The following is a 3,909-nucleotide window of genomic DNA, read 5'->3' as shown; positions in this document are numbered from 1 at the left end:
AGATACAAAGATAGCGATTTTATCTGACATTCACAAATAGAATCACTGTTATTTTAATGATAATCAGAGGATTATTCTAAAATTGTTGCTGACCAACCTGATTGTATTCGATTCGCTGAATAGTTACATTTTGCGCATTGGCGGTAACTTTGCATCGGGATTTCTCACGTTTCCCGGAGGCAATAGATATGATTCAGTCATCGGCAATTTACACTCCTACCGACCGCATCCGCGACATCATTGTGGATAATGGTCAGTTGCTGTTGGTGCTTAACCGTTTCAAGATTCCATTCGGATTCGGCAACAGCACCATACATAGAGTGTGTGCTGACAACAATATCGACTGTTACACCTTTCTTGCGGTGGCGAATCTTATCAGTAACCGCAATTTCAACGGACTCCAGATACATCTTCCGACATTGGTCGGCTATCTGAAAGAAGCGCACTCCTACATTTTGGATTTTACGCTTCCCGGCATAAAGGTCACGTTAGTGCAGGGCGTGCAGCATCCCGCTGCCACTGATGTGGCGTTGTTTCTCATCAAGTTTTTTGATGAATATATGGAAGAGGTCAGAAACCACATGACTTTCGAGGACGAAGTGGTGTTTCCTTACATCGAGCAGTTGCAGAACGGTGTCCGCAACCCTGATTTCCGCATAAAGGATTTCGCCACGAAGCACAACAGCATGGCATCCAAGCTTACCGAACTAAAAGACCTTTTCTTACAGCATTATTCAATTCCAAACACACGCATACTCAATCAAGCTCTGTTTCGGATAATGTCTTGCGGTGAGGATCTTATTTCCCATTGTGAAATTGAAAACCGGCTGCTCGTGCCTGCCGTCGAAGCACTTGAGAAACGAGTGTCATCTATAAGACAGAAACAGTCCAAAGAAACAGATGATATTTTGGCGTCTGCAAAAGATAAGACTGAAATTTTGAGCGACCGTGAGAAAGAAATAATCCGCCTCGTGGCGCAAGGACTTTCAAATAAGGAGATTGCAGACAAATTGCGCCTCTCCTTCCATACAATTACCACCTACCGCAAGAATCTAAGCTCAAAGTTGAACATCCACTCATCGGCGGCTCTTGCCATATTCGCCATCCTTCACAACATAATTGATCCTAAAGGAATCGACTTGAAATAACAAGTCAGAGATTTTGTAGTTTGAAGTAAAATCGCTTTATTTGCCGACATAAACACAATCATTGAACCCAAAGGTCATACAGTATTAATATCCTGTTCCATTTGAGCCTTTATCGTTCCCATTCGTTCCTTTTTGACAGCCTGACTGTTTCCTACAAATAAAATCCAGTTTTGTTACCCGCTTGTTATCTATTGCTGATTTTACAATCACAAATTGATGATATACAACACTATGCTTTGTTGCTTTATTTTCAAGGGAGAAAAGAAGGATTTATTGGATGTTAAGCTTATAGAGTCTTTTTGCTTGATGAATAGTGACCAATGGCGTTACCGTTTATTGTTAATTCAGAATGCTTATCGAAGAAAGAAAGCCCATTTAATTCTTAGATCTAAGAGCTTTCTTCGTATCATACTGGTTAGGTTGCATTTGTTGGAATTTGTAAAGAGAAAGATGGTGGATAAATCTTAAAAAGAAAAAGTTTTGTAGTACAGTTCCGAGTATGAAAAAGGTAAAAATTCCTCTTCATACTTAACCTTTTTACTTAATTTAAAAGTTTGTATTTGAATACTTATCTTATGGATAGTTTTTCTTATTATCAACATATGTTGATTCCTAATTGTGAACCTCATGAGATACCGAATCTTTCTTGTTTAAATAATGGATTGATATGGGGTAGTTATGGTTTAAAAGCTGTAATATGCAGATATACAACTAATTACGATGCATGGGGGGGGTAAAAACTGGTATTATGTAATAAAAGACACCCCTTTTGATATTTCTAAATTAAAGAGTAAGCGTCGTTATGTAGTGCTTCAAGGAGAGAGAAACTTTGAAATAAGGCTTATTCATGCTGAAGATTATAAAGAAGAACTTTATTCTGTGGTCTGTGATAGTCTTTCTGCATATCCGAAGAAATATCGTCCAGTGAATCCATCAAAAGAAAATTTTATTAGCTCTTTGAATTCATCGTCTTTAAAAGACAGACTTTATGGTGCTTTTTATCGCGATACGGGGAAACTTTGCGGCTATGCTTTTATTCATATAAGAAAAAAAGTAATAGATTTTTCTATTTTGAAGACTATTCCATCTTTTGAAAAATTGCAAGTTAATGCGGCATTGATTTATGGAATACTTCTTGATTGTAATGATTTACTTAGTTCTGGTTTTTATATTTGTGATGGTTCAAAGAGCGTTTTTCATGAGACGAATTTTCAAGATTATTTAGAAAAATATTTTGCTTTTCGTAAAGCTTACGTTGATTTGCATATAGTATATAATCCAAAATATCGTTTTACCTTCAAAGTTCTTTATCGCTTACGTTTTCTGTTTTATAAATTGGATAGCATTAGATTGATACATAAACTAAATGCTATTTTCAAAATGCAAGAATGTGCAATAGAAAAATTATGATACAATTTGTCTTGTATGCCTGCAATAATAGATAAATATAAAAAATTTTCAGTATTGATGTCTGTTTATAAAAACGACAAACCTGAGTTCTTATATTGTGCTATAAAGAGTGTTACGTTGCTTCAAACTTTACAACCTTCGGAAGTCATATTGGTTATAGATGGTCCTATATCTGTTGAACTTAACAATTGCATTAAGATGTTGATGGAGGAAATTCCTTATATACGTCCGATACGCTTGTTGGAGAATAAAGGATTGGGAAATGCTTTGTATGAAGGGTTACTAGCATGCTCTTTTGAGATAGTAATGCGTATGGATAGTGATGATATATCTGTTCCTAATCGATTTGAGAAACAGATACGCTATATGGAAATGCATCCTGATGTATCTGTTTTGGGTGGTCAGATTTCAGAGTTTATTGATACGGAAGACAATGTGGTAGGGTATAGAGTTGTTCCTCAAACACCTGAAGAAATTGCTCATGTGATAAAGTGGCGTTGTCCGTTTAATCATATGAGTGTGGCATTTTTACGCTCGTGTGTTATGAATTCAGGAAATTATCAAGACTGGTTTTGGAATGAGGATTATTACTTGTGGATTCGTATGTTCTTGGCTGAATGTAAGTTTGCAAACTTGCCTAATATATTGGTAAACGTGCGGGTGGGAAAGGATATGTATGCTAGAAGAGGTGGCATGAGATATTTTAAAAGTGAAGTGCGATTGCAGAAGTATATGCTTGATAATAGCATTATTAATAGCAAGGTCTTTTTAGTTAATGTTTTAGTAAGGTTTATGGTGCAACTTCTGCTGCCCAATAAGGTTCGTGGATGGTTTTTTCAAAAATTCGCTAGAAGTTAAAAGGATATAATTAATATTTGACAAAATATGATTGGTTTTAAGTACTTGTTCAATAAAATTCAGGACGTTAAGCTAAGAGACTATTTATCTTTTTTCCCTATGGTGATAGCCTGGATTGCCAAACCTCTTTATAGAAAGAAATTTCAGACTGTTTGGCTGGTATGTGAGGAGCCAAAGGAGGCTAGAGATAATGGGTATCACTTCTTTAAATATATGTGCTTGCATCAGCCACAACAAAAGTGTATATATGCCATTAAAAAGAAATCGGTTGATTATAAGAGAGTTGCAGAATTGGGGGAAGTCGTTGAATATGGAAGTATGCTTCATTGGATAGCCTATTTTTTGTGTGAATATAATATTAGCTCACAAAAAGGAGGTAAACCTAATGCGCCAATTTGTTCTTTTATGGAGTTAAATAATTATTTTCATATGCGCAATCATTAGTGTCCCATAAAAAATAGGGACTAGTTAAACATTAAATAAATTTGGCCCA

At 35.8% G+C, this 3,909-nt stretch carries 4 protein-coding genes; all 4 read left to right on the top strand.

From position 1 onward, the window contains the following. Nucleotides 1-188 precede the first annotated feature (188 nt). The 4 genes from E5355_RS18835 (at nt 189) to E5355_RS18820 (ending at nt 3,860) form a co-directional block, all read left to right on the top strand. Nucleotides 189-1,148: a LuxR C-terminal-related transcriptional regulator gene (locus E5355_RS18835; RefSeq protein WP_136011531.1), complete on the top strand. Its 960-nt coding sequence runs from the start codon at nt 189-191 to the stop codon at nt 1,146-1,148. A 720-nt stretch (nt 1,149-1,868) separates the two neighbouring features. Continuing rightward, the gene (locus E5355_RS18830; RefSeq protein WP_136011530.1) at nt 1,869-2,558 is read left to right on the top strand and encodes a hypothetical protein; all 690 of its coding nucleotides are present in this window, start codon (nt 1,869-1,871) and stop codon (nt 2,556-2,558) included. 15 nt (nt 2,559-2,573) lie between these two features. Then, nucleotides 2,574-3,416: a glycosyltransferase gene (locus E5355_RS18825; RefSeq protein WP_136011529.1), complete on the top strand. Its 843-nt coding sequence runs from the start codon at nt 2,574-2,576 to the stop codon at nt 3,414-3,416. Nucleotides 3,417-3,443: 27 nt separating this feature from the next. Continuing rightward, nucleotides 3,444-3,860: a hypothetical protein gene (locus E5355_RS18820; RefSeq protein ID WP_136011528.1), complete on the top strand. Its 417-nt coding sequence runs from the start codon at nt 3,444-3,446 to the stop codon at nt 3,858-3,860. Nucleotides 3,861-3,909: the final 49 nt, after the last annotated feature.

It is taken from the genome of Bacteroides muris (ex Afrizal et al. 2022), assembly GCF_004793475.1.
In the GTDB taxonomy this organism is placed as follows: Bacteria; Bacteroidota; Bacteroidia; order Bacteroidales; family Bacteroidaceae; genus Bacteroides; species Bacteroides muris.
The sequence above is the reverse complement of the archived record's forward strand: the minus strand, read 5'-3'. Positions and strand labels throughout refer to the sequence as shown.